Origin of the sequence: Halorubrum sp. Atlit-26R (assembly GCF_003666015.1) — an archaeon.
GTDB lineage: Archaea > Halobacteriota > Halobacteria > Halobacteriales > Haloferacaceae > Halorubrum.
The window spans coordinates 1-445 of record NZ_QPLT01000528.1 but is presented as its reverse complement, the minus strand read 5'-3'; the positions used below and the strand labels follow the sequence as shown (position 1 = coordinate 445).

Genomic DNA, 445 nt, shown 5'->3' with positions numbered 1-445 from the left:
GTCGTGAGGTACACCTCGCCCGGCTCGACCGCGACGTTTCTGGGGGCGGCGTCCGGGTCGCTCTCGTCGCCCGCCGCGCCTTCCTCGCTCGCCTCGATCGGCACGTACTCGCCGTCGTCGAGCGCCAGCGGCTCGTCCGCGACGTGAAGCTGGTACTCTAACAGTCCCTCGTAGACGCTCCCGAGGTGGCGCACGTCCAGCGAGGAGTAGTCGACGAAGATCTTCCCCTCGCCGTCCCCCTGCCGGCTCCGCGTGAGCAGTTCGACGACTCGGGCTAAGTGCGCGTCGCCGACCGTGTGCTCGGCGAGGAACCGCGCCTCCGCGCCGTCGTCCTCGTCCGGATCCGTTCGGAACAGCCCGCCGTTGTACGCCGGGATGTGGAGGTCCGCTTCGGGGATCCCGCGCGATTTACTCCCTTGGTCGATCAGCTCGAACAGCTCGTCCA

1 pseudogene is annotated in these 445 nt (G+C 68.8%); it reads right to left on the bottom strand.

Features of this window, described 5'->3' with window-relative positions:
- Positions 1–445, bottom strand: a pseudogene (locus tag DVK07_RS21795) (hypothetical protein); the annotation flags it as partial.